At 64.8% G+C, this 26490-nt stretch carries 27 protein-coding genes; 17 read left to right on the top strand and 10 right to left on the bottom strand.

Features of this window, described 5'->3' with window-relative positions:
• Positions 1 to 123: 123 nt before the first annotated feature.
• Positions 124 to 1779 (top strand): NADH-quinone oxidoreductase subunit D, encoded by a 1656-nt coding sequence (locus NKJ34_RS10390; protein ID WP_253738231.1) that lies wholly within the window; start codon positions 124 to 126, stop codon positions 1777 to 1779.
• Between the two features lie 170 nt (positions 1780 to 1949).
• Here the strand turns inward: NKJ34_RS10390 and NKJ34_RS10385 are convergent, their stop codons facing one another.
• Positions 1950 to 3020 carry an outer membrane protein assembly factor BamB family protein gene (locus NKJ34_RS10385; protein ID WP_253738230.1) on the bottom strand — a complete coding sequence of 357 codons (1071 nt, stop codon included), beginning with the start codon at positions 3018 to 3020 and terminating at the stop codon, positions 1950 to 1952.
• 485 nt (positions 3021 to 3505) lie between these two features.
• On the opposite strand from NKJ34_RS10385, the gene NKJ34_RS10380 reads away from it, so the two are divergent.
• Positions 3506 to 4267 (top strand): hypothetical protein, encoded by a 762-nt coding sequence (locus NKJ34_RS10380; RefSeq protein ID WP_253738229.1) that lies wholly within the window; start codon positions 3506 to 3508, stop codon positions 4265 to 4267.
• A 307-nt stretch (positions 4268 to 4574) separates the two neighbouring features.
• Positions 4575 to 5228: a CRISPR-associated protein Cas4 gene (locus NKJ34_RS10375; protein WP_253738381.1), complete on the top strand. Its 654-nt coding sequence runs from the start codon at positions 4575 to 4577 to the stop codon at positions 5226 to 5228.
• Here NKJ34_RS10375 and NKJ34_RS10370 read toward each other — a convergent pair.
• The 4 genes from NKJ34_RS10370 to NKJ34_RS10355 all read right to left on the bottom strand — a co-directional run bounded on the left by NKJ34_RS10370 (position 5214) and on the right by NKJ34_RS10355 (position 9959).
• Complete coding sequence (locus tag NKJ34_RS10370) at positions 5214 to 6947, bottom strand: ATP-binding protein (protein WP_253738228.1); 1734 nt, start codon at positions 6945 to 6947, stop codon at positions 5214 to 5216. The genes NKJ34_RS10375 and NKJ34_RS10370 overlap by 15 nt on opposite strands.
• Before the next feature lie 60 nt (positions 6948 to 7007).
• A complete protein-coding gene (locus NKJ34_RS10365; RefSeq protein WP_425491816.1) occupies positions 7008 to 7604 on the bottom strand; it encodes an L-threonylcarbamoyladenylate synthase in 597 nt (198 codons plus the stop codon).
• A gap of 180 nt (positions 7605 to 7784) precedes the next feature.
• The gene (locus NKJ34_RS10360; RefSeq protein WP_253738226.1) at positions 7785 to 8756 is read right to left on the bottom strand and encodes a DUF7958 family protein; all 972 of its coding nucleotides are present in this window, start codon (positions 8754 to 8756) and stop codon (positions 7785 to 7787) included.
• A 9-nt stretch (positions 8757 to 8765) separates the two neighbouring features.
• On the bottom strand, positions 8766 to 9959 hold the full coding sequence (locus NKJ34_RS10355; protein WP_253738380.1) for an eCIS core domain-containing protein: 1194 nt from the start codon (positions 9957 to 9959) through the stop codon (positions 8766 to 8768).
• Between the two features lie 311 nt (positions 9960 to 10270).
• On the opposite strand from NKJ34_RS10355, the gene NKJ34_RS10350 reads away from it, so the two are divergent.
• The 7 genes from NKJ34_RS10350 (at position 10271) to NKJ34_RS10320 (ending at position 17234) form a co-directional block, all read left to right on the top strand.
• Positions 10271 to 10540 carry a 4a-hydroxytetrahydrobiopterin dehydratase gene (locus NKJ34_RS10350; RefSeq protein ID WP_253738225.1) on the top strand — a complete coding sequence of 90 codons (270 nt, stop codon included), beginning with the start codon at positions 10271 to 10273 and terminating at the stop codon, positions 10538 to 10540.
• A gap of 7 nt (positions 10541 to 10547) precedes the next feature.
• Entirely contained in the window at positions 10548 to 10916 is a 369-nt protein-coding gene (lwrS, locus tag NKJ34_RS10345) for an LWR-salt protein (protein WP_253738224.1), read from the top strand.
• An 82-nt stretch (positions 10917 to 10998) separates the two neighbouring features.
• Entirely contained in the window at positions 10999 to 11676 is a 678-nt protein-coding gene (locus NKJ34_RS10340; RefSeq protein ID WP_253738223.1) for an HAD family hydrolase, read from the top strand.
• Between the two features lie 97 nt (positions 11677 to 11773).
• Positions 11774 to 12385 (top strand): riboflavin synthase, encoded by a 612-nt coding sequence (locus tag NKJ34_RS10335; RefSeq protein WP_253738222.1) that lies wholly within the window; start codon positions 11774 to 11776, stop codon positions 12383 to 12385.
• A gap of 220 nt (positions 12386 to 12605) precedes the next feature.
• Positions 12606 to 15554 (top strand): excinuclease ABC subunit UvrA, encoded by a 2949-nt coding sequence (gene uvrA / locus NKJ34_RS10330; RefSeq protein ID WP_253738221.1) that lies wholly within the window; start codon positions 12606 to 12608, stop codon positions 15552 to 15554.
• Positions 15555 to 15775: 221 nt separating this feature from the next.
• The gene (locus tag NKJ34_RS10325; RefSeq protein WP_253738220.1) at positions 15776 to 15994 is read left to right on the top strand and encodes a hypothetical protein; all 219 of its coding nucleotides are present in this window, start codon (positions 15776 to 15778) and stop codon (positions 15992 to 15994) included.
• Between the two features lie 154 nt (positions 15995 to 16148).
• Positions 16149 to 17234 carry a geranylgeranyl reductase family protein gene (locus NKJ34_RS10320; RefSeq protein ID WP_253738219.1) on the top strand — a complete coding sequence of 362 codons (1086 nt, stop codon included), beginning with the start codon at positions 16149 to 16151 and terminating at the stop codon, positions 17232 to 17234.
• On the opposite strand, the gene ygfZ is transcribed toward NKJ34_RS10320, so the two are convergent.
• Positions 17235 to 18335 (bottom strand): CAF17-like 4Fe-4S cluster assembly/insertion protein YgfZ, encoded by a 1101-nt coding sequence (gene ygfZ / locus NKJ34_RS10315; RefSeq protein WP_253738218.1) that lies wholly within the window; start codon positions 18333 to 18335, stop codon positions 17235 to 17237.
• Positions 18336 to 18381: 46 nt separating this feature from the next.
• A complete protein-coding gene (locus NKJ34_RS10310) occupies positions 18382 to 18678 on the bottom strand; it encodes a DUF6432 family protein (RefSeq protein ID WP_253738217.1) in 297 nt (98 codons plus the stop codon).
• A gap of 111 nt (positions 18679 to 18789) precedes the next feature.
• Between NKJ34_RS10310 and NKJ34_RS10305 the strand changes: the two genes are divergently transcribed.
• The 5 genes from NKJ34_RS10305 (at position 18790) to hisH (ending at position 22531) form a co-directional block, all read left to right on the top strand.
• A complete protein-coding gene (locus NKJ34_RS10305; protein ID WP_253738216.1) occupies positions 18790 to 19755 on the top strand; it encodes a DUF7093 family protein in 966 nt (321 codons plus the stop codon).
• 54 nt (positions 19756 to 19809) lie between these two features.
• A complete protein-coding gene (locus tag NKJ34_RS10300) occupies positions 19810 to 20193 on the top strand; it encodes a DUF5611 family protein (RefSeq protein ID WP_253738215.1) in 384 nt (127 codons plus the stop codon).
• A gap of 181 nt (positions 20194 to 20374) precedes the next feature.
• Complete coding sequence (locus NKJ34_RS10295) at positions 20375 to 21343, top strand: ROK family protein (protein ID WP_253738214.1); 969 nt, start codon at positions 20375 to 20377, stop codon at positions 21341 to 21343.
• A 110-nt stretch (positions 21344 to 21453) separates the two neighbouring features.
• Positions 21454 to 21786: a NifU family protein gene (locus NKJ34_RS10290; RefSeq protein WP_253738213.1), complete on the top strand. Its 333-nt coding sequence runs from the start codon at positions 21454 to 21456 to the stop codon at positions 21784 to 21786.
• A gap of 91 nt (positions 21787 to 21877) precedes the next feature.
• Positions 21878 to 22531: an imidazole glycerol phosphate synthase subunit HisH gene (gene hisH / locus NKJ34_RS10285; RefSeq protein ID WP_253738212.1), complete on the top strand. Its 654-nt coding sequence runs from the start codon at positions 21878 to 21880 to the stop codon at positions 22529 to 22531.
• Positions 22532 to 22570: 39 nt separating this feature from the next.
• On the opposite strand, the gene npdG is transcribed toward hisH, so the two are convergent.
• Complete coding sequence (gene npdG / locus NKJ34_RS10280; RefSeq protein WP_253738211.1) at positions 22571 to 23239, bottom strand: NADPH-dependent F420 reductase; 669 nt, start codon at positions 23237 to 23239, stop codon at positions 22571 to 22573.
• Positions 23240 to 23378: 139 nt separating this feature from the next.
• On the opposite strand from npdG, the gene NKJ34_RS10275 reads away from it, so the two are divergent.
• The gene (locus tag NKJ34_RS10275) at positions 23379 to 23540 is read left to right on the top strand and encodes a hypothetical protein (protein ID WP_253738210.1); all 162 of its coding nucleotides are present in this window, start codon (positions 23379 to 23381) and stop codon (positions 23538 to 23540) included.
• Between the two features lie 58 nt (positions 23541 to 23598).
• On the opposite strand, the gene NKJ34_RS10270 is transcribed toward NKJ34_RS10275, so the two are convergent.
• Entirely contained in the window at positions 23599 to 24465 is an 867-nt protein-coding gene (locus tag NKJ34_RS10270; protein ID WP_253738209.1) for a TIGR01548 family HAD-type hydrolase, read from the bottom strand.
• Positions 24466 to 24587: 122 nt separating this feature from the next.
• On the opposite strand from NKJ34_RS10270, the gene NKJ34_RS10265 reads away from it, so the two are divergent.
• On the top strand, positions 24588 to 25109 hold the full coding sequence (locus NKJ34_RS10265; protein WP_253738208.1) for an archaemetzincin family Zn-dependent metalloprotease: 522 nt from the start codon (positions 24588 to 24590) through the stop codon (positions 25107 to 25109).
• A 38-nt stretch (positions 25110 to 25147) separates the two neighbouring features.
• Here NKJ34_RS10265 and thiD read toward each other — a convergent pair whose 3' ends face one another.
• Entirely contained in the window at positions 25148 to 26413 is a 1266-nt protein-coding gene (gene thiD, locus NKJ34_RS15975; RefSeq protein WP_253738207.1) for a bifunctional hydroxymethylpyrimidine kinase/phosphomethylpyrimidine kinase, read from the bottom strand.
• Positions 26414 to 26490: the final 77 nt, after the last annotated feature.

Here is a 26490-nt window from a genome sequence, read left to right as displayed (position 1 = left end):
CGCATCGGCTGCAAACCAAAGTGTGAGCCGAACGTATTTCACAGCCAACTGATGGACGTTGGTAAATAAATAACCGGAGTAGTGAGGCAGAATTGTTGGATAGATAGCGACGAAGGGACAGCTATGTCGACCGAAGCCGTCAGCGATGTGCCAGCGGAATCCGACCGCTCCGGGATTCTCGCTCCGGTGACAGCGTCTCTCATCGGACGGGAGACACACCGTAACGCGCCGGCAGGACGGATCAAGCCCCAAGACGTCCCGGACGTTCTCCGCACGCTCAAAACCGAGTCGGGGTTGGACCACCTCTCCTGTGTGACTGCCCAGCAGTATCCGGACCGCTACGAGACGATGTACCATCTGCGCTCCTACGACGATCCCACTCAAGAGGCGAGTATCGTCGTGCCGACATCCAGCGAGGAGCCGCGGTCGACGTCCGGTACGACGGCGTTCCAGACGGCCGCGTGGCACGAACGCGAGGCCTTCGATCTCGTGGGGATCGAGTACGACGACCATCCCGACTTGCGGCGGATTCTGCTGCCCGAGACGTGGCAGGGCCATCCACTCTCCCTGGACTACGATCAGGACCAGCCACAGATCGTCCCGCTTCGGGAGCAGGACGGCTCGGCCCACGCGATCGCGAGCGAGGGGCGGGAGGGAACGATGTTCATCAACATCGGGCCGCACCATCCGGCGACACACGGGGTGATGCATCTCAAACTCACCCTCGACGGCGAACAAGTCGCGGCCGTCGAGCCCGATATCGGCTACATTCACCGATGCGAAGAGCAGATGGCCCAAAACTGCACCTACCGCTACCAGATCATGCCGTACCCCGACCGCTGGGACTGGAGCGGTGGCGGCTTGCTCAACGAGTGGGCCTATGCCCGCGCCGCCGAGTCGCTGGCCGACATCGAGGTCCCCGAGTATGCACAGGTGCTTCGGACGATGTCGGCCGAATTCAGCCGGATTCTGGCCCACATGCTGGCAGCCGGGGCCTACGCGCTGGACGTCTCCGGGGATTTCACGGCCACGTTCATGTATGCGATCAACGAGCGCGAGCGGGTCCAGAAGATCCTCGAAGACCTCACGGGCCAGCGACTCATGTTCAACTACTTTCGGCTCGGGGGTGTGGTCTGGGACCTGCCGGAGCCACGCAGTGAGTTCTTCGAGCAGGTCCGTTCGTACCTCGATGGACTCCCCGAACGCCTCACCGACATTCACAATCTCCTCACCGGCAACGAGATCATCCAGACGCGAACCGTCGACACCGGCGTCCTGCCGGCCGAGGTGGCCAAAGACTACGGCTGTACCGGCCCGGTCGCACGCGGATCGGGCGTCGACTACGATCTGCGACGCGACGACCCCTACGGCTACTACGACCGCCTCGAGTGGAACGTGATCACCGAACCGGACGGCGACAACTACTCGCGGCTACTGGTTCGGCTTCAGGAAGTCGAAGAATCAGCCAAAATTATCGACCAGTGTGTCGACCTGCTCGAAGAGTGGCCCGTCGACGAGCGAACGATCCAGTCGAACGTCCCACGGACGATCCGGCCCGATGATGACACGGAGGGATACTGGGCTGTCGAGGCAGCCAAAGGCGAACTGGGGATATACATGCGGGCAGACGGCACCGAGAAACCCGCGCGGTTCAAGATCCGCGGCCCGTCGTTTTCGAATCTGCAGGCGCTCCCCGCGATGACCGTCGGCGGACAGGTGCCGGATCTGATCGCAACGCTGGGCAGTCTGGATACGATTATGGGCGAGGTCGACCGGTAAGCCGGTGCTGCGGTAGCCCGCACCGCCTGTCGGTTCTATGTTTTTATGATACTACCGTCGTGTGATTTCGGGCTTCGTCAAATATCAGCTTACAGTACAGTCGACGGCGTCCCCCAACCGAGTCGAAGCCGTCGCGTTCTAGCGACTCCATTCCCGTTCGTCGCTGGTGGCTACTCCTCTTGCGGTGGTAGATCGCCGAGCGCAGTGATCCCGGAGTTCTGATTACTAATCATCAAAACCGCTCCGTCGGCGATAACCGGTGGGGTACTGATAACCGGGTCGAACGTGTCGTCGATTGCATGATACCACTGGACCGTTCCGTCGTTCCGGCTGAACGCAGCAATACATGGCCAAGACGTGTCAAGAGGAAACCTATCGGAAGAAATCGGAGCGACGACTGCGTTTTCTCCGACGGCGAGGCCGTCGGCCTGTGGCGTTCCCTCTACAGACCACTGCTCGGTACCATCGGTAATCGACAGCGCAGAGAGTCCCCCACCATCGAGGACGAATGCCGTCGTATCAGTGACCGCAAACGCACTGATCGGACGGTCCGAAACAGTGATTGATCCAGTCGGTTCTCCGTCGACTAGATCGTAGATACTGAGTTGTCCCTCCTCGCCGATGAACACGCCATCCTCGGTGGCGACAGGGGGTGTCGATGGATCGGTGAGTTGTTGCTCCCACACGAAATCCCCCGTTTCGATCCCGAAACAGCGGAGAATCGGCCTGTCTTCCTGCGTGTAGCCGGCTGCATAGACCTGCTCGTCTCTCACTGCAGGTGGGGTCGTACGAACGGACGCCAACATTTGAGCCGTCCACTCCGTCTGACCCGAAGTGATTGAAACTCCGATAAGTTCGATTATCGGGTCGCCCTCCGAAGGGCGTTCAAACGGTACAACGGCAATCCCGTCGTCAGCACTGACCGTTATCGGCCCGATTGGGACACCATCGATCGGCTGTTCCCATTGCTCGCTACCGTCATCGGGATCGAACGACCGTAACTTCCCCTCCAATCCAAGCAGAATACGATCCCCGGAAACAGCGGGCTGTGTTACGATACCACCGGGGGAGTCGACATCGAGGTCGGTCTCCCAGCGCTGTTGCCCAGTTTGGGCATCCAGTGCCGTCAATTCGCCACTAACTGAATACACCGTCTCTCCAGCGATCAGCGGCGGAACCGTCGTGGCACTGCCACCGTTCCACGCTGGCGTCCCGCGATCGGGAACGGTCACGTCTGACACACTGGTATTTTGGGCATCGTGCCCAGATTGGTGCCACGTTCCTGAGGGCGCCGCTTGGAGTTCTCGATCGCCACTCCCGAACTCGCCCAGACAACCCGACAATATCGGGATAGAAAATCCGATAGTGGAGGCTACTGTCCGCCGTCGACTCCAAGGCATACTCCCCTCTTTCTTGTGATATTTTTAAATCATTCCCGGAATTTCCGTCTGTGATACAGTTCTGCGTCGAACGGTCGTAGTAGCCGATGGGAAATAACACCGATCGAGTTCGAACACGTCGACCGCAGTGGTCCAGCAGCGGTTAAAGACACAATTATTTGACTGTTCACTTGCAACTACAGGTTATGAATCGGCGTAACTTCGTTGTTGGGACCGCACTCGTGGTTCCCAGTCTCTTTGCTGGCTGTCTTGACGGGACCTCGGGTGGTGACCCGTCCCGCCCGGATCCGGGCGACATCTCTATTGATGGGCGAGTTCACAACGAGATGGACGAACCCCACACGTTCGAGGTACGTGTGGAAACCGAAAACGGGTACGCTCTCGCGGACGACGCCTACGAGGTGCCCGGAGGTGGGACTGAGCGGATTGCAGGCATCGGGGTGCCGGGAGCCACCCAAACATTCACCATCGCTGTTGATGGGACAGAGCATTCCGAGACGCTCTCGCTTGCTATCGAGCCGGCAGATCACGTTGTGGATGGCTACGTGGATATCCGGTACACGACAGCCGGTGAAATCGAACTCGCGGTGACACCGCGAAGCGAGTCCACTGACCCCGATTCGGTGCCGGTGCTGACTGGGTATTCGGTGAGCGATTCGGTCGTGAGGCCGGATGTGGAGCGGGACTCCGAGACGGACTCGTGGGGGCTGTTCCTCGCCAGCCGTCGTACCGCCACCGAGTACTTCGGCGACGTCGACGACAGCGCGGTAGAGGAATTTATCGCTGAGACTGCCTTCGACGAAGGCGATCGGCTTGTCTACGTGCAGGCGTCCGCACCACAGACGTGTTACGAACTTGCACTGAGTGCGGAGCCATCTATCGACACCAATGGCGTGCCGGTCGTCGATACCGAGGTAACCCGGACCGCATCCGCTGATGAGGCATGTGGTGACGCTGTCACGCCAGTCGACCTTCTAGTGCGGCTTTCGTTTGACGTCGACGGTCCACCGGCTGATGTCGTGGTTGTTCGCGTCACTGGCTCAGCAGGCACCCAGCGCGAGGGGTTCCAACTCGAAGCCGAACGGTAGCTGCGATCGATCCGTTATACTGGACTCGTTGTAGCGGCACTGTCGAGACTGAGTACCAGAATACTCGTGACGCCGGCTCTTTTTGTATCGCTGTCATCGCGTCCGTCGACGAAAATCAATGGAGGCCTCCGAGGGACCGTCGAACGCGGACACCGCTACACCGATGACCGCCGATTCGGCGGGGACAGGCTCGCGTGCTTGCGTAGCATTTGGTTGCTCGGGAGTTTCGTCGGTGCGTGATCTGGTCCCCGAACTCCCCTCCGAGTCGGGGCGAACCGTTATATACGAAATCGCCGCCATCGGCGGTATGCCGACGTTCAGCGATCTGAGTCGGGCCGCCTACTGCCCCCGACAGCTCTACTACGCCCGCCGTGACGACGACCGTGGCCCCCCACCCGAGGCGGAAGCCCGGCAGGCGCTGGCCTTCCGGTACGACGAACTCCGTGAGGCCGACGATGAAACGCTGGCCGACCTGCCGATCGACTCCTCGCCGGTCGACTACCGGGACGCCCTCGACCGGCTGTCGACCCGCCCCGATTGGCAACAGCTCTGCGAGCCGACCGAGCAGGAGTACTACGTCGAAGGGAAGGACTGCCACGGTCTCCTCCACAAACTGCTGGCCGGCGATCCCCCGGTTCCCACCGTCGTGTCGCCCGGCGAGCCACCCGAACAGGGCGTCTGGGAACCACAGTCGGTCCGGGCGGTCGCGGCCGCCAACGCGCTGGCGTGGGAGCGTCAGCGAGAGATCCCCCGCGCGCTCGTCGAGTATCCAGCGGTCGGGATCGTCCGCGAGGTAGAACTGACCTGTCGGCGAACCGCGGCCTACCGCCGGGTGCTTCGCACCGTGCGGTCGATGGACGGCCCGCCGCCGCGGGTCGACGACAGCCGGTGTGAAAGTTGCGAGTACCGTACCGAGTGTGGTGTCAAAACTCGATCGCTGCGCTCGCTACTCGGGTTCTGAGTCCGGGTCGACCGCTTCGAGGGCGGCCCGACAAGCGTCGGCGGTGATCTCCGCGGCGTCGGCCTCAACCAGCGTCCGGCGGGCGGCGTCGACGACGATCTTAGTGAGCGCCCGTGCGGAGTAGCCCTCGGTGTCGGCCGCCAGCGCGGCGATTTCCTCGTCGTCGACCGTGTGAGCCCGATCCGACAGGTGGGTCTCGATGATCGCCTCGCGGGTCGGCTCGTCGGGCAGGCCGACGAACAGCTCCTTGTCGAACCGGCTGAGTGCCGCTGCGTCGAGTTCGTCGTAGGCGTTGGTCGCGCCGACGAACAGCACGTTGTCCTCGCCGATATCCTCGATCTGGGTCAGAAACTCGTTGACGACCTTCTGGTCTTCGGCGTGCTGGTTGGTCGACTGGCGGGCCTTCAGCACCGAATCGATCTCGTCGATGAAGATGAGGGCCCCGCCGGCCTCGTCAGCGAGCGCCCGCGCCTCGGCGAACAGTTCGTTGATATTCTCGGCGCTGGCGTTGATGTATCGGGAGAGCACATCGCCGCCGCTGAGGGTGACGTAGGGGTAGCCGATCTCGCCGGCGACCGCCTTGGCGAGGTAGGTCTTGCCCGTCCCCGGCGGGCCGTACAGCAGGATGCTCGGCACCGGCACCCCGAGTGCGGCGGCCTGTTCGGGGCGATCCCGGAAGGGGACGATGACGTTGGTCCGAATGGTTTCGGTCAGCTCCGGCCGGCCGCCGTAGTCGGCCATCGTCACCGCTGACTCGTCGGTCCACGCCTGCGTGAGTTCCTCGTCGAGTTCGGCAGCGACCGCCGGCTGGTCGTCGACCGCGGGCTCGTCGTCGTGTTCGCCTTCGCTCTCGCCGTCGTCGACCTCCGCGGTCGCTTCCTCGCCGTCGCTGTCGGCGCTGGCAGCGTCGGTCTGGGTGCCCGTTGGCCGCCGCCCGCGCCGGGGGTCGACCGCCGCCGGCTGTGTCTGGTCCAACACCGGTCCCGTGAGCCGCTCGGTGTGGGGGTAGGGGTTCCGCTCGGATTCCAAGACTGCCTGCGACGGCACGTCTTCCGGGAGGTCGCCCCTGAACTGCCGGTATTCGGGATACAGCAGCTCGGCTTTGAACCGGTCGCCGGTGTCGGTCGCCGGATCGTACTCCGCGAAGTAGCGCTGGTAGATCTCTTGGAGCGTCTTGGTGATCTCGGTGTGGTAGACGACCGTGATGTAGTCGGTCGACTCGTTGTTGACCACGAGCACGTCGCTGGGATGGCGGTCGCCGAACTGTCGGTGTTCGAACTGCGATTCGAAGTCGACCAGTCCGTTCCAGAACATGGCCAACAGCTCGGTGCTCTCGGGTTCGAGCACCACGTCGGCGATCCGGTCGCCGTCGCCGTTGGCGAAGCCGCCGGTGACGGTCCCGCCGTCGCCGCCGTCCCAGAGTTCGGCGAACGGCTCGGGAACCGGGGCCGGCCGGGAGACCAGTCGGATCGCCCGCCGGTCGACGATCTTCACCGCGTCGATCCGGCCGACGGTCCGGGCCTGATGGATCCCCCGCCCCGAGAGCTTTATCCCGTCGCCCTGCTGGATGGCGTCGACGCGCTGCTGGAGCTCGGTGTCGTAGCCGCGCGTGCCGACCGTCGCCGGCTCGCCGGTGACCGAGTACATCACCAGATACCCGGGCTCGCGGCGGACGACACGGTACTTCCCGGTAGTGGAAAGCGGCGGGTTCGCTGACATGTCACTCCCTGTACTGCCCCATGTTGCCGGTCGGCCTGTATTAACCCTTTGTCCGGCCGTTCAGCCCTCGGCGAGCCACGTCTCGATCGCCTCGACACCCGCGCCGCGGCGAATGATCTCGCCGGCGGTGACGTCGACGACCGTGCTCTCGGTGCCCGGTGCCCGACCGGTGTCGACGACCCCTCCCACTGCCTCCCGGACCGACGCCGGCAGCGCCGCCGGCTCCCGGACGCTCGGCTCGCCGCTCCGGTTGGCGCTGGTGGCGGTGATCGCCCCCGCCACCCGACACAGTGCCAGCGCGACCTCGTTGTCGGGAATCCGGACGCCTACGCGGGGTCGACCGTCCGTCAGTACGTCCGGCAACGCCGGTTTGCGGTCGACGATGACCGTCACCGGGCCGGGGAGGAACCGATCGATGAACGCGCGTTCGCGGTCGGTCGGTTCGGTGTACTCGTGGGCGTGGTCGGCGTCGGCGAACGCCACCGACACCGGCTTCTCCCGCGGCCGGTTTTTGATCTCGAAGACGCGGCCGACCGCGTCGGCGTCGGTGGCGTCGGCGGCCAGCCCGTAGACGGTCTCGGTCGGGTAGACCACCGCCTCGCCGGCAGCGATGGCCGCGGCCGCCTCGTCGACGGCCGCCTGTGTGTCGTCGGCCAGTGTCATGGGTTCGGGGAAGGGAAGCGACGCGAAAAGGATACTGTTCCGGGGTGGAGCAGTCAGTCGAACAGTTCGACCACTGGACCACATATCTAACTTCGACTCGTCGACTTTGTCGATCACGCTGCTGATTCGGCTCGTCAACGTGTTCACGACCGCAAATCACACCCAAACCGACCGTCAGCACTTCCCAAGCAGTTCTTGATTCTGCGGATCGTGATATTCGGGATATATATCGAGCAGAGTGTACGCGACGGTCGCTTTGAGACGGCCGTTGCCGAGAACACGGAACTGCTCGGGTGGCTCGATTCCCATGCCGACAAAGCAGTCACGGATCTGGCACTTGAGGTGGTGATCGAGGTAGTCCCGAAATTCAGCGAGTGGACCGGGATCAACCGGTGGGAGTTCGATCAGCGTATCAGGGGCGCGTTCGAACGGATCGGTTGCAGGGTCGGTAACAGTGACGTCGCTGTGGTCGTCCAGATACGACGCATAGAGCGACGATACAGCGTCGATATACAGCCCCGAACCGGGCTCTATCTCCCCTTCGGTAGCTCGTTCAGTAATCTCATCCGTCACCGACCGCCAGTCTTCGATAGTAGCCGTCGAAAGATCATCTAGCGACCGTGCAAGTGTCTCGTCGGATAGATCCAGATCGTAGGCACTGGCGATATCCGCGGCGTCGGCAACAATATCGGTATCGAGTGGGTCGATACCCAGATAGACGTTTTGACGGTAGAAGACACTGTCTGGTCCCGCTGCCTCGGACGGTATCGGAATTGCCCGGTCAACAGTGTCGTGATAGCTCAGCATCTGTGTGTGTAGCTCCCCGAACAACGTCTCGAATTCCGCGTCACTGAGCTCTTGGATGGCAAGCCTGACGGCGTTGATCCGCTCGGGGTGATCTGTCGACGGAACGGTGTCATACCCTCGGTCGACGTAGACGTAGTACCGGGCGAATCGGCGAGCCTGCTCGACGTGTTCGTTTCCTTCAGCCGTTCGCTTGGCTGCCTTATCTGGGTAGCCGTCCTGTTCGTGGGCGTAAATCTCTCCACTATTTTTATGCATCTCGATCTGATGCTCAACGCCATTGTTATCGGTTATTTTAGTCCCGATGTCTGCATCGTCTTCGCCGATGATTGTCCCCTGCATGATTTTGTTTTAGAATTTCGTGTTGTCAGAACCTGTATCGGACCTATCGAGATACTTTCCAAGTTTCTTCTCGATAAGCTGGTCGACGTACTCTTTCGCATCACTTGCTTTCCCACTCACAACCTCACTACCCTTCTCGTAAGCACTACCGGTGAGGGTTTTCGTGACATCACCGGCAATCCCCTTGGCCATCTCTTGGCCAACAGCAGCACCGCCAAGTGTGCCGAATCCAGGAAGTAGTGCCGACCCTGCGGCTGCGCCGATGAGTCCACCGACGGCACCGACGGCACCTTTCGCTGACGACTTGGCGACCTTCGAGCCCGCCGAGTCGGGAGCCATCTCTGCGAACAGCTTCGCCTGATTGGCTTTGATCTGCTCGACTTCTTCGGCAAGCGCCTCGGGATCGGCTGTCACTTCATCAACGACTATATTCACTTCTTCGTAGGTGGATGAGTTTGCCTTGCTAGCGCTCTCACTAGGGCTCCGGTCGCTCTGTGAGGATAGGCTCCCGAGACCGGCCCGCTGAACGTGAACCTCGGTACCAGCCAGTCGCTGAATCCCGAGATCACCACCAGCCATCACGCGCTGTGCCGTCTCCTCGGCCTCACGTTCAAGAGCAGGGTCTGGGTCGACCTCCAACTCCATATCCTCCTGCGGCAGCATCGACACCGCACCCTGAGTTTGCTGTCTCACGTGTGCGAGTTCGTGAGCCAGTACGTGCTGGCCCTCTGTTGACTCCGGATCGTACTCGCCGGCGTTGAACGCGACGTGATTGCCAACGGTGAACGCGCGGGCGTTGATCGACTCACAGGCTGCCGCGGCCTGCGGACCGGTGTGAATCCGCACGTCGCCGAGCGAGTCGCCCATACGGTCTTCCATCGCGCGTTGAATGGAGGCGTCCAGCGACCGGCCGCTCGACGAAATCACCTCCCGAACCGCATCAGGAACACCCGTCTCACCAGCCGACTCCATTTCGGCGGCGGCCTGCTCGCTCCGTAACACCGACCGGCGGTTCTGCCGTTCGATGTTCGTCGGCACTTCGGGCGGGCGGTTGGCCTGCCGCTGGCGGAAGGCCTCCATATCCCGCGTCTTGCCCAAGATGTCGGCGGGCATCCCCTCGTCGACCCAGTCGTGGACCTGCAGTCCGTAGGTTTCCTCGGCGATCTGTAACCGCTGGAGGGTCCCGTCGTCGGGGATCGCCATCCCGTAATGCTGTTCGCCTTGCTCGATGGTTCTGGTCCAGACGGCTCCAGTCGACCCCTCGTGCTGGCCGGTCGACTGCTGCTGACGAGCGGTTCGCCCGCCAGCAGTAGTCGACTGGTGCTTGGACCGGCGTGACGTACGGAATCCCATTGAAGACGCTCTTGTCGGGAGTTCGCCTCGTCCTTGTATAAATAATATCGGAGCAACAGATCCGGCGGAGAGCGATTCGGGCAGCGGTGCTGGCTGCGGTCGGCCACGCGATCGAGCCGGCCGGCACCAACTGTTATTGAGCCGGGCGTCGACCATCCAGTATGACCCTGAGTGATGAGGAGATAGCTGCACAGCTTCCCGACGAGTGGGACCGCGAGGGCGACGAGATCGTCCGCGTTTATGAGTTCGACGACTACCTCAACGGTGTTTCGTTCGCGAGCGACCTCGCGGAGATCGCCGACGAGGCGTTCCACCACCCCGAGTTGATCATCGGCTTCCGGAGCGTCGAGGTTCGACTGACGAGCCATGAGGCCGGCGGGATCACCGACGACGACATCCGGCTCGCCGAGCAGTTCGACGACGAGTACTAACCTGCGGATGGCCGCCTACGTGTTCCGGATCCGGCTCCGGCTCGGTCCCGACGGCGTCCAGGTCGACCCCAACGAGTTCGAGACCGTCCTCCGGATCCCCGCCCCGACGCCGGGCGAGGAGGGGTGGCTGTTCTTCCAGCAGCACCTCTGGCGCGGCGCGGTCGGCGATGCGGCCCACATGCGATCGGTCGCCGAAGACCACCTCGACGTGCCGGTCGACTCGATTTCGTTCAGTGAACTCGAAACCGATCGGTCGTATCTCGATGCACTGAATGCCGAGATCGCAGCGGATCTCGACCGGTTCAACGCCGACTCGGTCGACGAGGTGCTCCACAACCACCTCGGGAGTTCGATCCACGTCCGGCCGGGCACCTGAGTGGCTGGCGACACACGGTCGGAGTGGACTCGACCCCGACGGTCGGAACGCACATATGGGTCGCCTGCGTAACGGGCGGTGAATGGTCACCGAGGAGTACGATTTCTGGCTGTTCGACCTCGACGGGACGCTGATCGACACCGAGTGGGGCTACACCCGCGAGGTGTTCGACCGCGTCGGCGACCGGCTGGGCCGCCAGTTTACCGACCGGGAGGCCGAAATCCTCTGGCACGGCCTCGGCGGCCCGCGGAACCCACAGCTCCGGCAGTGGGGCGTCGACCCCGAGGCGTTTTGGCCCGTCTTCCACGACGAGGAAGACCCCCAGCGCCGGGCGGAGTCGACGTATCTCCACACCGACGCGGCGGCCTTCATGCGCCGGATGCAGCGCCGGTCGGTGCCGGTCGGCGTCGTGACCCACTGCCAGGAGTTCTTGACTCGGCCCGTCCTCGACCATCTCGACATCGGTGACTGGTTCGATACGGTCGTCTGCTGTACCGAGGATCTCGGCTGGAAACCCGACCCCGCGCCGGTCGCCCATGCGATGGCCGAGTTGGGCGTCGACGCCGACCACCGCGGCGTCCTTGCGGGCGACGGCGAAAGCGACATCGGCGCGGCGTGGAACGCCGGCCTCGACGGGATCCACGTCGAGCGCCACGGCCCCCAGCGGCGGGGGCGATGTGTGCTCGGCGACTACCGCGTCGACTCCTTCGAGACGCTGCTGTCGGACGTCGCCACTGACGGGGGACGGCAGCCCGACTGACTTCGACTGAGCGCGGCGGGTCGACCGGGGAATCGGCGGTTACTCCGGGTCCACCCGGAGTCACAACGGCTTTTTGTCCGTCCCACGTTGGTCAGGTATGTTCACCGGGATCGTCGAAACCGCGGGCGAAGTGGTCGGGGTCGAGGCCGACGAAGACGGCCGCCGGCTCCGGATTCGGGCGTCGGATCTCGATGACCTCCACCACGGGCAGTCGATCAGCGTCAGCGGCGTCTGTCTCACCGTCGAGGCCTTCGGCGAGGACGACGACGCGGACTGGTTCGAGGTCTTTCTGGCGAGCGAGACGGTCGAGAAGACCTACCTCGGCGAGGTAGCGGTCGGCGACGCGGTCAACGTCGAGCGCGCGATGGCCGCCGACGGTCGGTTCGACGGCCACGTCGTCCAGGGCCACGTCGACACCGTCACCACGATTACCGGGATCGAGGAAGTCGGCGAGGACTGGCGGTTCGCCTTCGAACTGCCCGCCGACCACGGCCAGTACGTCGTCGACAAGGGGTCGATCTGTCTCGACGGCATCTCGCTGACCGTCGCGGCGCTCGACCGCGAGGCCGGGCGCTTCGAGGTGGCGATCATCCCGACGACCTACGAGCAGACGACCCTCCGGGAGAAGGCCGTCGGCGATCCGGTCCACGTCGAGGTCGACGTGATCGCCAAATACGTCGAGAACATGGTCGACGGCTACCGGGAGTAATTCGAGGTCGAGTGGGACTCTCGGGAGCCACCCGACGCCTCGCGGTGGCCGCTCGTGGTAGTAGGAATCGCCTACTCACCGGTAGGAACCGCCTATACCCTTTTGTAGCGGTACACGGTCCCACAGAACGGGCGGGTTAAGTTCCTCGCCACCCATTCGCACGTATGCACTGGGCCATCGCTGACGACCGACGACCACTGCTGTCGAGACGCGCTTCAGCATGAGTAAAGACCAGATCACAGTCCGTGGCGCGGAGGAACACAACCTCAAGGAACTCGACGTCGAGATTCCCCGCGAGGCGTTTACCGTCGTTACTGGCCTCTCGGGCTCCGGCAAGTCATCTCTCGCCTTCGATACGATCTACGCCGAGGGCCAGCGGCGCTACATCGAGTCGTTGTCGGCCTACGCCCGGAACTTCCTCGGGCAGATGGACAAACCGAAAGTCGAGGCCGTCGAGGGATTGTCGCCGGCGATCTCGATCGACCAGAAGAACGCCGCCAACAACCCCCGGTCGACGGTCGGGACGGTCACCGAACTCCACGATTACTTGCGGCTGTTGTACGCCCGGATCGGCACACAGTACGACCCGCTCACCGGCGAGGAGGTCGGCGAACAGAGCGCCCAAGAGATGGTTCGCCAACTGCTCGAATTCCCCGAGGGCACGCGGGCGATGATCGCTGCGCCCGTCGTCCGGGATCAAAAGGGGGCCTTCGAGGATCTGTTCGACGACCTCGTCTCGGAGGGGTACTCCCGGGTCGAAGTCGACGGCGAGCAGTTCGATCTCACCATCGAGAAGCCGGATCTCGACAAGAACTTCGACCACACGATCGACGTGATCGTCGACCGCGTGAAGCTCTCGGCGGACGCCCGCTCGCGGATCACCGACAGCGTTGAGACTGCTCTGGAGGAGGCCGACGGCGTCCTCAAGCTGATCGTCCCCGATCCGCCGGCCGAGCCGCCGCTCGGTTCGAACTCGCGGTCGACCGGGGATCTCGCCGGAGACGGTGACGATCGCCTCGTCGTGGAACTCTCCGAGGCACTGGGCAACCCCAACAGCGACTTCCAGTTTTCGGAGATCGAAACCCGCTCGTTCTCCTTCAACAGTCCGCACGGGGCCTGCCCCGAGTGTGAGGGGATCGGTCAGGCCAAGGAGGTCGACGAGGACCTCGTCGTCCAGGACCCCTCCAAACCGCTCAAGGACGTTTTCGAGGCCTGGAGCTACAACCGCTCGTACTACCGGACGCGGATCGACTCCGTGGCGGCGCACTTCGGCCTGAGCGTCGAGACCCCGTGGGAGGAGATCGACGACGACATCCAGCGGCAGTTCCTCTACGGCACCGACCGCCAGGTCGTCTTCGAGCGGTCGACCCGAAACGGCACCCGGCGCAAGGAAAAGCGGTTCGAGGGTGTCATTCCCAATCTCGAACGCCGCCACGTCGAGACCGACTCCGAGGGGACCCGCGAGCACATCGAGGACTACATGGCCGTCACCGACTGTCCGGTCTGTGAAGGGACGCGGCTCAAAGAGCAGTCCCGACACGTGCTGGTCGACGGGACCTCGATCACCGAGGTCAACAAGATGTCGATCGGCGATGCACGCCGCCACTTCGAGGGGCTCGAATCCAACCTCTCGGAGCGTGACCGGACGATTGCGACCGAGATCCTCAAGGAGATCCGCGCGCGGCTCGGCTTCATGGAGGAAGTCGGCCTCGAATATCTCACCCTCGACCGCGAGGCTTCGACCTTGTCGGGCGGCGAGAGCCAGCGAATCCGACTGGCCACACAGGTCGGTTCGGGGCTGGTAGGAGTTCTCTATGTCCTCGACGAGCCGTCGATCGGCCTCCACCAGCGCGATAACGACCGCCTACTCAACACCCTTGAGGGGTTGCGCGACCTCGGCAACACCCTGATCGTCGTCGAACACGACGAGGAGACGATGCGCCGGGCCGACAACGTCATCGACATGGGACCGGGCCCCGGCAAGCGCGGCGGCGAGATCGTCGTCCAAGGCGAGTTCGACGAGATCTGTGCAGCCGACGACTCGGTCACCGGCGACTACCTGTCGGGCCGCAAGGAAATCCCTGTCCCCGAGGACCGGCGCGAGGCCGACGGCGAACTCACGATCCGCGGTGCGCGCCAGCACAACCTCACCGATCTCGACGTCTCGATCCCGCTGGGCGTCTTTACGGCCGTCACCGGCGTTTCAGGATCCGGGAAGTCGACACTCGTGCACGATATCCTATATAAAGGACTGGCGCGCCAGATGAACGACAACACCAGCGTCGACCCCGGCGACCACGACGCCTTGGAGGGCGTCGACGACATCGAAACGGTTCGGCTGATCGACCAGAGCCCGATCGGCCGCACGCCGCGATCCAACCCCGCGACCTACACCGGCGTCTTCGACTACATCCGCGAGCTGTTCGCCGAAACGAAGCTCTCGAAACAGCGTGGCTACAAGAAGGGCCGCTTCTCGTTTAACGTCAAGGGCGGCCGGTGTGAGGCCTGTGGCGGGCAGGGCACGGTCAAAATCGAGATGAACTTCCTCTCGGATGTCCACGTTCCCTGCGAGGAGTGTGGCGGCGCACGCTACAACGACGAGACGCTCGATGTGACCTACAAGGACAAGACGATCGCCGACGTACTCGACATGGAGGTCAGTGAGGCCTTTGAGTTCTTCGAGGCCAACTCCCAGATCCGCAGACGGCTCAAACTGCTGAAGGACGTCGGGTTGGGCTATATGTCGCTCGGCCAACCGTCGACGACCCTCTCGGGCGGTGAGGCCCAGCGCGTCAAACTCGCCGAGGAACTGGGCAAAAAGCAGACCGGCGACACGCTCTACCTGCTTGACGAGCCGACGACCGGCCTCCACAAGGAGGACGAACGCAAACTGATCGACGTCCTCCAGCGGCTGGTCGACAACGGCAACAGCGTGGTCGTCATCGAACACGAACTCGATCTGGTCAAGAACGCCGACCACATCGTCGACCTCGGTCCCGAGGGCGGCGAGGGCGGCGGCGAGGTCGTCGCCAGCGGGACGCCCGAAGCGGTTGCCCGGACCGACGACTCCCACACGGGGCGATATCTCCGGGATTACCTGCCTGCGGTCGACATGGACGGCCCCCGGTCGGACCGTCGCAAGCCTGCACAGGTCCCGAGCGACGACTAACCGTTTTTATCGGTTGGTTTCGTGTGGTTTTCCAGTCCGACCCGGCTGACTGTGATGAGTGTGAAGACGTCGTTCGTGCCGTGCTAGCCCTTGGACGGTCCGCGGGCCGATGGTATACGGCGACTAACAAGGTATCGGGGCGACTCACAGGAATGGGTCGACGTCCCGTGGGACGACCCGCTGACCGACCGGCCGTCGCGCGGGCCGGTCTCCGTTTTTGAGTGACCGGCGGCGTTTTTTACCAGAACGCCGCAGACTCGCACATGTCAGCCACCCTCTTTCAGATACCCGTCGGACCGGATGTCGTCGTCGTTCTGCTCGCGCTTCTTATGATCGTCGGCGTCCTCCTCGGGATCGCTGTTATCGCCGTCGTATGGTATCGCCGTCGACAGGCTGCCGACGAAACCGACACCACCGATCGAGTGGCGGAAATCGAGTAGCGCGTCGAGGAACGCGAAGACGACTGGAACGGCCGTTTCGGTCGTGGTAGGCGCTGGCTACTCGGCCCGATCGATCCGGTGGATCGACTGCTCGCTCGCTGGACGGAGGATATGAACTAACAAACTATATGCAAATCGACCCCCACGCTCGGGTATGTACGATTTCGTCGTCGTTGGCGTCGGGCCCGCCGGCGCGCGGTTCGCCCGGCGTGCGGCCGAGTCGGGCTACGACGTCCTCGCCCTCGAAAAGGGGACCGTCGGCGAGCCACTGGCCTGCTCGGGCCACGTCAGCACCGACATCTGGGCGTACGTCCCCGACTCCGCCCGCGACGAACTCTTCGAGAACCGGATCTACGGCGCGAATTTCTATACTGGTGGCCCCGACAGCGACGCCCACCTATTTTATAAGACCGAGGAAGTCTCGAACGTCATCGACCGCGTCGAACTCGACCGGACACTCGCCGACTGCGCCCGGCGGGCCGGCGCCGACGTTCGGGAGGGTCACACCGTCACCGCCGTCGAGGAACAGTCCGACCACGTCGACGTCACCGCGAGCGTCGCCGGCGAGGAGGGAACCACGGCGTTCGAGGCGAAGATGGTCGCCGGCTGCGACGGCCCCGTCTCGCGGGTTCGGCAGGCCGCGGGGCTCCCTGAACCGGGCGAGAAACTCCACGGCGTGTTGGCGTTTACCGACGAGGTCGACCACACCGAGACGGTCGACGTCCACCTCACCGTCCCCGGCTTTTTCGCGTGGCGCATCCCTCGCGGCGAGGCGGGCGTCGAGTACGGGCTGGCCGCACCGCCGAGCGACGACGTGACCGGGCTGTTCGACCGTCTCACCACGCAGTACGGTGTCGAGACCGACCGCTTCTGTTCGGGCGCGATCCCGATCGGCCCGCCGGAGTCGGTGTCGACCGACCGGGTCTTTCTAATCGGTGATGCCGCAGGCCAGACCAAGCCGTTCACCGGCGGCGGCATCCTGTATGGGATGACCGCCGCCGACTGTGCGGCCCGGCATATCCGGCCCGACCGGCCGGCGTCGCTGGGGATCTACGAGTCGGCGTGGCGCCAGACGCTGTCGACCGAGATCCGGATGGGCCACCTGCTTCGCCGGGCCTACTCGCTGCCCGAGCCGGTCCAGCAGTTCGGCCTCCGGCTGTTGGCCGGCGAGATCGGCGTCCACATGGACAAACCGTCGTCGTTCTTCTCGAAGACCCACCTCAAACGGCTGTTGTCCTGATCACTGGTCGGCGGCCGGACCGTAGCTCGGCAGCCGCAGGGAGTCCGCACTCCCGGTCACGAACGGGAGGTCGACGGCCTCGGCGTCGGTTCCCCCCGCCTCCGTTTCGACTGCGACCCCATCGAGGACCGCCTCGAAGTCGACGAACGCCAGCGCGATCGGCGCGTCGAGCGACGGGCTTTCGATCGCCCGCGTGATCTCGCCGACCTCGCTTCCGTCGGCGGCCACCGTTGCCCCGGCGTCGACGAGGTCGTCGGTCCGCAGCCCGACGAGTCGGGAACTCGGCCGACCGCGGTTGTCGACCTTCGAGACCAGCTCTTGGCCGACGTAACACCCCTTCTCGAAGTCCAGCCCGTGTCGGAGGCCGGCAGTGTTGGGGATCCGGCCGTCGAGTTCGGACTCGAACAGCGGCGTGCCGGCTTCGAGCGTCAGCGACTCCCACGTTCGGTAGCCGAAGGGCGCGGCGTTGAGCCCGCGGTTGATGAGCGTGTCCAACAGCTCCTCGGCGTCGGCGGCCCCACAGATCACCTCGTACCCCTCCTCGCCGGTCGGGTTGTCGCTGGCGACGACAGTCACCCCGGCGTCGCCCATCGAGCCGCGCTCGAAGGTGAGTTCGGGTTCCGGCGCGCCCGCGTGGTTGAGCACCGAGGCGATCTTCTCGGTCGACATCGGGCCGTGGACGCCGAAGACGCCGAACTCCTCGCTGGCGTCGCTGATCTCGACGTCCTGGATGAACACCTTCTCGCGCCACTCGGAGGCCAGCGGTCCGGCCTCGGCCGGCGGCGTAAACAGCAGGAGTTTCTCGCCGGCGTTGTAGATGTAGAGGTCGGCCCGGATCCGGCCCTGTGGGGTCAACAGTAGCGCGTAGCAGCCCTCGCCGTTTGCTTCTGGGACGCGGTTGGAGACGATGTTGTCGACGTACTCGATGCGATCGTCGCCCTCGATTGCGACGATGCCGTACCCCATCTCGATCACGCCGACCCCGTTGCGGACTGCCCGGTGGGCGACCGCCGGCCGGCCGTAGTGGTCGACGACCTCGCGGCCGCTGTAGGTGGTAAACGTCGCACCGAGATCGGTGTGACTGTCTCCGACGAGCGTCATTACCGGTCCAATGTCCCGATGGAGTAAAACAGCGACGCCTCGCGGGTTACAAGCCGAGTCGATCCCGGATGACATCGACCAGCGTCGGGTCATCGTCGGGGACCGGATTCGTGTCGATCACGTGGTCGGCCGGTTGGATGCGGACCGTCCCACCCTGCTCGTCGACGGTGATGAGGCCGTCGGCTTTCAGCGTTTCAAGCGCGGTCTCGATGCCATCGATATCGGTCTCGACGACCGCGCGCAGTTCGAGGACGGTCATCCCCTCCTCGGCGTGCTCGACGAGCGCATCGAGCACGTCGACCTCGACGGCCGGACGGTCCCGGTACTCGGGCTTTGCTCCCATACCAACACATACCAACGGGATGAATTTACCTCTACCGGAGGGAATGGTCGTGTCAGACGGACGGCGGACGGAGGGAGTAGCTTTTAGTCATCAACATCGATATGTGGGCTAATGGGACTCCGGTGTCTGCTCAGCCACGATTTCGGCGAGCCAGAACTCGAACGCGAACGCGAAGAACAGGGAAACGAAGTCGTCATCACGGTCAACGAGGTCAAAACCTGCACCCGGTGTGGCGAACGGCGGGTCGTCAGCGAGAATACCGAGGTCACCTCGATCGACCAGCTCACCGACACTGCGACCGCCGCCGAGGGCGAGGTCGCCCAGCCGGCCGCCGACACTGACGCCGCGGGGGCAACCGCCGACGTCCAGCCGGGCGACGAGCCGGCCGCCGAGCCGGTCGAACCCGCGGCGGCCGCCGCCCCCGCCGACACCGGGATCACGATCGACGAGTCGACGACCGACGACGCGGAGATCATCGACGACGGGCCGGCCGACGACACCGAGGCCGACGCCGAGCCCGCCGACCTCGGGGCCGCCGAGCCCGACAACATGACCGTCGACGACGTGGAGGCGGCGGCTGCCGAGCCGGTCGAGACCGCCGGCGACGACGGCGTGATCCTCGACGACGAGCCGGCCGCCGAGGCCGACGCCGATGACGGGCCCGCTTCGGCGGCTGCCTCCGACGCCGAGCAGACGGCCGACCGGGAGCCCGGCGAGTGGCCGGAGTACGACGACGGCGACGACCCAGCCGAAAGCGACCGGGCGTGGCCGGACGTCGAGGGCGACGACGAGGGGTTCGCCGCCGAAGAACCGCCCGAGGACGGCGGCGAGGACATGACTTTCGGCGGCGGGTTCACCCCCGAAATCACCGAGACCGAGGCCGACGGCGAGGCCGAGCTGTCTTTTACCCGCGCCGAGGAGGCGTCCGTCGAGTACGAGCCGACCGTCGACGACATCGAGACGGAGTTCTACTGCCCGGAGTGTGGCTTCTCGCGGCTGGCCGGCGACTCCTCGATGCGGGCCGGCGACATCTGTCCGGACTGCAAACGCGGCTATATTTCCGAGCGGCCGATCTGAGGCCGGATCGGAACGACGAAACAGGTAAACCGTCGCCTCGCAAACGGATGGCCGATGAAGGAGTACAAGATGCGTCGCGGCGAGCATCTCGACGACCGCGTCCCCGACCTCGAGTCGACGATCGAATCGTACTTCGGGCCCGTCACCGGTACCGAAGAGGTAAACGGCCACGAACTGTACGTCGTCGCCGACCCCGACAACCCCGCCTTCGACCGGATTCTCGCCGGTGCGGCCGCCTACAGCGGCAAGAAGGACAAACTCGCGGTCCACTTCGAGGAGCGACCCGCCGAGGAGGTCATCGCCGACGGCGACGCCGACGCGGCCGCCGAGGCGGTCTCGCTGAAAAACGAGTTCCTCCTGGAGGCCACCGGTCGGGACGCCAAATCCCGCCGCGAGTCGATGAAACGCACCGTCGAGGACGACGCCCCCGACTACTGACTACTGGCTCGGGGCGACGTAGCCGACGCCTCCGGGACCGCAGTCGACGTCTCCCCGCCGGAGCCGACGGCTCACTGTTGCGACCGTCGCCGGACGGGTCGATCGATGTGACCGTGGGAACGGTACTCGGTCCTGAGTAAAAACGGCTTAATTAAGTAGTATCGCCCGCCCTGTTTGCGTGATGGCCTACTACGTGGGCGTCGATCTCGGGGCAACGAACGTGCGGGCGGTCGTCGCGGACGAGTCGTCGACGATCCTCGGTACTGCCCGCGGGTCGACGCCGCGCGGACCGAGCGGCATCGCAGTCACCGAACGAATCCTCGATCTCATTCGGGAGGCCTGCGGCGAGGTCGGGATCGCCCCCTCGGTGGCGGCGGCCTGTGGTATCGGCTCGATCGGCCCGCTGGATCTCGCCGCTGGCGCGGTCGAAGACCCCGCGAACCTCCCCGACGCAATCGAGCGGATCCCGCTGACGGGGCCGATCTCGAAACTGCTGAACACCGAGAAAGTCTACCTCCACAACGACACCAACGCCGGCGTCATCGGCGAACGGTTCCACTCCGAGCGCAACCCCGACGACATGGTCTACCTGACGATGTCGTCGGGGATCGGCGCGGGCGTCTGTGTCGACGGCCACGTCATCGCGGGCTGGGACGGCAACGCGGGCGAAGTCGGCCACATGACGCTCGATCCGCAGGGAATCATGACCTGTGGCTGCGGCCACGACGGCCACTGGGAGGCCTACTGTTCGGGCAACAACATCCCCGAGTACGCCCGGCGACTCCACGACGAGGATCCCATCGACACCGCCCTCCCCCTCGAAGATCCGGACTTCTCGGCGGTCGACGTCTTCGACCACGCCGGCTCCGACCGGTTTGCGGCCCACGTCATCGAGCAGGTCACCCACTGGAACGCGATGGGCGTCGCCAACATCGTCCACGCTTACGCCCCGCTGGTGATCAGCGTCGGCGGCGCGGTCGCGCTCAACAACCCTGAACTGGTGGTCGACCCCCTCCGAGAGCGCCTCGACGAGATGGTGATGGCGAACATCCCCGAGGTCATGCTGACCGACCACGGCGACGACGTCGTCGTCAAGGGCGCGATCGCCAGCGCGCTCACCGACGGCACTGGCGACCGCTCGCGGCTCTGAGTGGCCGTCTGAATGCGGCCGGTCGACCGGCTCGAACGCGGATGATCGTTTGTGACTGATTCGCAGGCGAACCACAACTTACCCATAGTTGCAGCCCCAAACGGTATCCAATGAGCGACGAGAACGAGAGCCTCAAATCACGAGTCGAGACATGGATGGTCAAACAGATGCCGATCATCCAGATGCACGGCGGCACCAGCGTGGTCCGGGAGGCCGACGCCGAGACCGGACAGGTCGTCGTCGAACTCGGCGGCACCTGTTCGGGCTGTGGGATCTCCAACGTCACCGCCCAGAACATCAAACGCGACATGTTCATGGAGTTCGATGAGATCGAAAACGTCGAAGTCAAGGTCCCCTCTACTGGCGATACAGGAGCCGATACGGTCGAAGGCGGCCGCGGCGGCGATCTACAGTATTCGAACGAATCTGCCGGTCACTTCTGAGGCTCTCTGGGTCCCGTTATCTGCGTGTCCGTCCGGTCGACTCGTTGCGTGAACGGAAAGCCACTTGCACCCCGCCCACTGACTACCATCTATGAGTACGACCCCACCCGCCCAGACGGCCGCCGAGATCGTCGTCGTCGACTACGGGCTCGGAAACCTCCGGAGCGTCACCCGTGGACTGGAACGCGCCGGTGCCGACGTGACGATCACCGAAGACCCCGAGACGTTCGCCGACGCCGACGGCATCGTCCTTCCCGGCGTGGGCGCGTTCCGCGAGGGGATGGACAACGCCGGCCCCTATCGGGAGGCACTCGCCGACGCCGCCGACCGCGGCCAGCCCATCTTCGGGATCTGTCTCGGGATGCAGATGCTCCTTGGATCGAGCGAGGAGGCCGAACACGCCGGCGAGGGCGACGTCGAGGGGTTGAGCTTCGTCCCCGGCACCAACGTCCGCTTCGATGTCGACCGCAAGGTCCCACACATGGGCTGGAACGAACTCGACGTCCAGCGCGACCACCCCATCGTCGAGGGCGTCGACGGGGAGTACGCCTACTTCGTCCACTCCTACTACGCCGACCCCGACGACGACAACGCCGTCGTCGCCACCGCCGACTACGGCGTCGACTTCCCTGCGGTGATCGCCAACGAAGAGGGAACCGTCTTCGGTACCCAGTTCCACCCCGAAAAGAGCGGCGAGACCGGGCTGCAGATTCTGCGGAACTTCGTCGACCTCTGTGCCGAGTAACCGTCTTCGTGTATAAGTAGCAGCCGTGTATTTATTAGGCTAGTCGAACCGGACGCCCAGATCGTGGAGGCCGTCGTTGTTCATGGCGACGTTGATCAACAGTGGCGTCACCGACTCCACCTCGGCAGCGTTGGCGATGCCGCCGGCATCCAGCGCGCGAAGGCCGTCGATATCTTCGGCGAGCGAGGCGACCGTCGACTTCGCCGACTCGTCGTCCGCGAGCACCAGCGTATCGATCCCCAAGTCGGCATCCAGATCGGTCAGTCGTCCGGCGGCGAGGTTGTGGAACGCGCCGACGACCGGGACTCCTTCGGGAGCGGCGTCGACCGCGATCTTGGTCACGCTGCCCGCCCCCGGTTTGTGGTAGTGGAAGCCGTCCTCGTCGCGTTTCATCCCCGTTGCGGGCGTGACGAGGATGTCGCCTTCCTCTAGGGAGTCTTCGACGGCCTCGATGGTGTCGGCGATGTGGTAGGCCGGTACGGCGAGGACGACCACGTCGGCACGGTCGGCGGCCATTGCGTTTTCGAACCCGGTGAGCTTGGTGTCGACGCCCCGACTCTCGATCGTCTCCTGGTACTCGTCGGCTTTCGCCCGTGCCTTTTCCGGATCGCGGGAGCCGATCACGATCTCGTGGTCGGAGTGGAACGCCCATCGAAGCGCGAGGCCTTCGCCGATATCGCCAGTGCCGCCGAGGAGTGCGATTCGCATGCCACACAGTCGGAGCGGTTCGGCCCTAAGACTTGCGTGTGCGGCGAACCCTCCCGGTATCGATGTCACGGTCGGCCATCCGGTTCGCGTCGAGCGACCCGTCGACAGATTTTTCTCACGGGATTCGAACCATTCCAGTATGGACGTTCATGTGAATCGCCTCGGCGTCCTTGGCGTCTGTGGAGTCGCGGGTCTCTGGACGAACGAACCGGCACTCTACGCACTGTTCGCCCTCTTTGCGTTATTCGCCACCGATCGAACGATCACGCTTCCCGTTCGGAACCGGGACTCCCCGTCGTGACCGCCCGTCGTATCGAAAGGCGGTGTTCGTACGGACGGCCAGCGAATCGGTCGCGCTGCTACCGTAGATACGCCGGTAGTTCGTTGATCGACCCGAGTACCGCGGCGGCCCCAACGGCGGCGAACTTCGCGCGGCCCGCCTCGCCGGTCAGGCCACCGGTGAGTACGCCGATCCCCTTGTAGACCGTCTCCGGATCCTCGCGGTCCGCGTTGACGGCGGTCTCGATGTCGTCGAGGGTGTCGCCGACGAAGACGACGGCGTCGGAACCGAACCGGTCGGCCAGCGTCAGCAGCGCGTAGGGGTGGGGCTTGCCCTGCTCCCAGTTGTCCATCGTAAAGCGGTGGGCGTCCTCGACGTCCAGCCCGACGCGATCCAGCGCGATCGTCGCCTCGGCGGCGGGTCGACCCGTCACGACGCCGACGTTGTAGCGGTCGGTCAGCGCTGCCAGCGTTTGTGCGTCGGCGATGACGGGCTCGTCGTGGATGTAGCCCGCCGTCTCGAACGGCGGCTCGCCGTCTTCGAGCTCCCGATACAGGTCGGCACCGAGATAGAGGGCTTGGAACACCTCGCGGAGTTCGTCGGGGTCCCACTCGTCGACGACCGACTCGAAGGTGGCGTTCGGCAGTTCGGCCGCGAGCGTGGCCTCCGCGCCCTCCAGCCCGCCGCCGTGGGTGGCGATGCCGTCGGCGTAGGCGGCGACATCGGCGTCGTACCCCGCTCGGTCGGCCAACACGTAGAGGGCCACGGCGTCGGTCACCAGCCAGTCGTTGTTGAAGCCGCCGGCGTCCTTCAGGGCCTGAATGGCCTCGCGGTCGACCGTCGCGCCGTACACGCGGTCGACGCTGTCGACGACCGCCCGCCGGTAGGAGTCGGCCACGTCGACCAGTACGCCGTCGATATCGAGCACCACCGTGTCTACGTCCATCGGCCGGACCGAGACGGGGCACTGAAAAAAACGTACCGAGACGCCACCGCCGGGCGGCCAACCGGGAGACGTGACGCCGATCCGGCGTGAGGCTTAATAACAACCCCTCCATATCGCACTGCATGCGTGTCGACATCGTGCCGATCGGGGACGTTCCCGCACAGGTCAAGCGGGAGTCATCCGCCAGTCTTCGCTCGGTCTACGGCTGTGAGGTGCGGGTCGAAGACGGCCAGCCGGTCCCCGACGGCGCGTTCGACCCCAACCGGAACCAACACCGCGCCGAGGATCTGATCGAACTGGTCAGCCGTGTCGGCTCGGGCGACAAAAACATCGGCATCACCGCCAAGGACCTCTACTACCGCCGGCGCAACTACGTCTTCGGGCTGGCCTACCTCAACGGCAACGGCTCGGTCATCTCGACCCACCGCCTCCAGACCTCCTCCGACGGTGGGATCTCCGCCAAACCCGAAACCGCCGTCTTCGCCGATCGGGTCCGCAAGGAAGTCATCCACGAGATCGGCCACACCCTCGGCCTCGAACACTGCGACAACTCCAAATGCGTGATGAGTTTCTCGCCCACCGTCCGCGAGGTCGACGTCAAAGAGGAGAACCTCTGTGGCTCCTGTAGCCGACTCGTTCGCTGACCACCGGTAGCCACCGCCTACCCGACCGTAGTCACCGCCTACTCGCCGGTTTCTATCGCTTCGCCGATCGCCAACAGTCGCTCGATCAGCGTGTCGACATCGGGAGCGAAGACGACGATCCCGGTTCGGTCTTCCCACTCAGCCGCCGCGAGCGCCTCAGTGTCGGTGGCTTCGGCGACCGGCCCATCGACCGCCGCCAGTGCGGTGTCGACGCCATCAGTGAGCCCACAGCCGGCCGCAAACCGGAGTTCGGGGTGCGATTCGCGGGCCTCTAGCAATCGCTCGGCGAGTTCGGCTGCCGCGACGGGATCGTCGGGCGTCGACGGGGCCTCGTGGCCGTTCGGTGCGAACCGGTCGTCGATCACCGCGGCGGCCGTCTCGGCGTACCGGCTCACGCCGACGACCGTCAGCCCTGCCTCGGCGGGGCCGTCGGCCAGCCGCTCTCCGATCGATGCGAGGGCCTCGCTGACGGCCACGCGGTCGGCCCGCTCACGGAGGTCGACCATGTGGTGGACCGATCCCGGTCCCGAGCCGACGTCGATCCCGTAGCGGACCGCCCGCTCCATGAACGCGACGCCGCCGGCGACCGCTTCGGTCAGCGACTCGCCGCCGGCCAGCCGCGCGGCGATCGCACTCGACAGTGTACAGCCCGAGCCGTGGGTCCCCTCGGTGTCGACCCGAGGGTGGCTGAACCGTTCAGTTCGGGGGTCGTCGCCACCGACGACCAGCGTGTCGACCACCTCGTCGCCGCCGAGATGACCGCCCTTGACGAGCGCGGCGTCGGCCCCGTCGTCGACCAACTGGCGGGCGGCGGCCTCGGCGTCGGCCGCGTCGTCGATCGCCATCCCGGTGATGATCTCGGCCTCGTCGACGTTCGGCGTGACCAGCGTCGACTGCGCGATGAGTTTCGTGTACGCGTCCTCGGCGTCCTCGCTCAGCAGCCGATCGCCCGTGGCGGCGACCATCACGGGGTCGACGACCACGGGGCCCGCGTAGTCGGCCAGACAGTCGACGACGGTCTCGATCACCGGCGCCGTGGCTAGCATCCCTGTCTTGATCGCCCCGACGGCGAAATCGTCGTCGACGGCCTCGTACTGGGCGACGATGTGATCGTTCGGCAGGACGTGTACGTCGTGGACGCCGGCGGTGTTCTGGGCGGTCGTCGCGGTGACCACCGAGGTCCCGAAGGCGTCGTGAGCCTCCATCGTCTTGAGGTCGGCTTGGATGCCTGCGCCGCCGCCTGAATCGCTGCCGGCGATCGTCAGCGCGACCGGCGGGGAGACGGGGGCGTACTGGCGTGTCATCGGCCGGGCCCTCGCGTCCAGTCGGTCGCCGGTCGTCGGGGTACGGTCGTACTCATGGCTGGTAGTACGGGTTCATC

Origin of the sequence: Halohasta salina (assembly GCF_024178165.1) — an archaeon.
Taxonomy (GTDB): Archaea; Halobacteriota; Halobacteria; order Halobacteriales; family Haloferacaceae; genus Halohasta; species Halohasta salina.
The sequence above is the reverse complement of the archived record's forward strand: the minus strand, read 5'-3'. Positions and strand labels throughout refer to the sequence as shown.

What these genes read in the sequence shown, in the direction of transcription:
- NKJ34_RS10390 (WP_253738231.1), top strand. Translation starts at nt 124, where the DNA reads ATGTCGACCGAAGCCGTCAGCGATGTGCCAGCGGAATCCGACCGCTCC.
- NKJ34_RS10380 (WP_253738229.1), top strand. Translation starts at nt 3,506, where the DNA reads ATGGACGAACCCCACACGTTCGAGGTACGTGTGGAAACCGAAAACGGG.
- NKJ34_RS10375 (WP_253738381.1), top strand. Translation starts at nt 4,575, where the DNA reads ATGCCGACGTTCAGCGATCTGAGTCGGGCCGCCTACTGCCCCCGACAG.
- NKJ34_RS10370 (WP_253738228.1), bottom strand. Translation starts at nt 6,947, where the DNA reads ATGTCAGCGAACCCGCCGCTTTCCACTACCGGGAAGTACCGTGTCGTC.
- NKJ34_RS10360 (WP_253738226.1), bottom strand. Translation starts at nt 8,756, where the DNA reads ATGCAGGGGACAATCATCGGCGAAGACGATGCAGACATCGGGACTAAA.
- NKJ34_RS10355 (WP_253738380.1), bottom strand. Translation starts at nt 9,959, where the DNA reads ATGGCGATCCCCGACGACGGGACCCTCCAGCGGTTACAGATCGCCGAG.
- NKJ34_RS10350 (WP_253738225.1), top strand. Translation starts at nt 10,271, where the DNA reads ATGACCCTGAGTGATGAGGAGATAGCTGCACAGCTTCCCGACGAGTGG.
- lwrS (WP_253738224.1), top strand. Translation starts at nt 10,548, where the DNA reads ATGGCCGCCTACGTGTTCCGGATCCGGCTCCGGCTCGGTCCCGACGGC.
- NKJ34_RS10340 (WP_253738223.1), top strand. Translation starts at nt 10,999, where the DNA reads ATGGTCACCGAGGAGTACGATTTCTGGCTGTTCGACCTCGACGGGACG.
- NKJ34_RS10335 (WP_253738222.1), top strand. Translation starts at nt 11,774, where the DNA reads ATGTTCACCGGGATCGTCGAAACCGCGGGCGAAGTGGTCGGGGTCGAG.
- uvrA (WP_253738221.1), top strand. Translation starts at nt 12,606, where the DNA reads ATGAGTAAAGACCAGATCACAGTCCGTGGCGCGGAGGAACACAACCTC.
- NKJ34_RS10320 (WP_253738219.1), top strand. Translation starts at nt 16,149, where the DNA reads ATGTACGATTTCGTCGTCGTTGGCGTCGGGCCCGCCGGCGCGCGGTTC.
- ygfZ (WP_253738218.1), bottom strand. Translation starts at nt 18,335, where the DNA reads ATGACGCTCGTCGGAGACAGTCACACCGATCTCGGTGCGACGTTTACC.
- NKJ34_RS10310 (WP_253738217.1), bottom strand. Translation starts at nt 18,678, where the DNA reads ATGGGAGCAAAGCCCGAGTACCGGGACCGTCCGGCCGTCGAGGTCGAC.
- NKJ34_RS10305 (WP_253738216.1), top strand. Translation starts at nt 18,790, where the DNA reads ATGGGACTCCGGTGTCTGCTCAGCCACGATTTCGGCGAGCCAGAACTC.
- NKJ34_RS10300 (WP_253738215.1), top strand. Translation starts at nt 19,810, where the DNA reads ATGAAGGAGTACAAGATGCGTCGCGGCGAGCATCTCGACGACCGCGTC.
- NKJ34_RS10295 (WP_253738214.1), top strand. Translation starts at nt 20,375, where the DNA reads ATGGCCTACTACGTGGGCGTCGATCTCGGGGCAACGAACGTGCGGGCG.
- NKJ34_RS10290 (WP_253738213.1), top strand. Translation starts at nt 21,454, where the DNA reads ATGAGCGACGAGAACGAGAGCCTCAAATCACGAGTCGAGACATGGATG.
- hisH (WP_253738212.1), top strand. Translation starts at nt 21,878, where the DNA reads ATGAGTACGACCCCACCCGCCCAGACGGCCGCCGAGATCGTCGTCGTC.
- npdG (WP_253738211.1), bottom strand. Translation starts at nt 23,239, where the DNA reads ATGCGAATCGCACTCCTCGGCGGCACTGGCGATATCGGCGAAGGCCTC.
- NKJ34_RS10275 (WP_253738210.1), top strand. Translation starts at nt 23,379, where the DNA reads ATGGACGTTCATGTGAATCGCCTCGGCGTCCTTGGCGTCTGTGGAGTC.
- NKJ34_RS10270 (WP_253738209.1), bottom strand. Translation starts at nt 24,465, where the DNA reads ATGGACGTAGACACGGTGGTGCTCGATATCGACGGCGTACTGGTCGAC.
- NKJ34_RS10265 (WP_253738208.1), top strand. Translation starts at nt 24,588, where the DNA reads ATGCGTGTCGACATCGTGCCGATCGGGGACGTTCCCGCACAGGTCAAG.
- thiD (WP_253738207.1), bottom strand. Translation starts at nt 26,413, where the DNA reads ATGACACGCCAGTACGCCCCCGTCTCCCCGCCGGTCGCGCTGACGATC.